The organism is Domibacillus sp. 8LH, from assembly GCF_038806185.1.
Classification (GTDB): Bacteria; Bacillota; Bacilli; order Bacillales; family Domibacillaceae; genus Domibacillus; species Domibacillus indicus_A.
Genome location: NZ_JAVJNG010000184.1, coordinates 1 through 264 on the forward strand (window position 1 = coordinate 1; position 264 = coordinate 264).

At 40.2% G+C, this 264-nt stretch carries 1 pseudogene; it reads right to left on the reverse strand.

What is annotated here, in order from left to right:
- A pseudogene (locus RG959_RS24350) lies at positions 1 to 246 on the reverse strand (branched-chain amino acid aminotransferase); the annotation flags it as partial.
- Positions 247 to 264 lie beyond the last annotated feature (18 nt).

Here is a 264-nt window from a genome sequence, read left to right on the forward strand (position 1 = left end):
TCCCTCTGGCGTGTAGTAGGCTTTTAAGCCTTCAAATACAGATTGCCCATAATGAAAGGTCATTGCTGAAGGATCAATTGTTAATGGCTCATATGGCACAATACGTGGATCATGCCAACCAACTGGTTCTGAATAATCCATGATAAACATGTGATCTGTGAAGAGTCTTCCAAACTCTAATTGATCTGTTTTCGGCTTATTTTTCTTTGTTTTGCTATGATGTACTTCGACTGTCCATTCTTCCATGTCACTAACCCCTTGTGG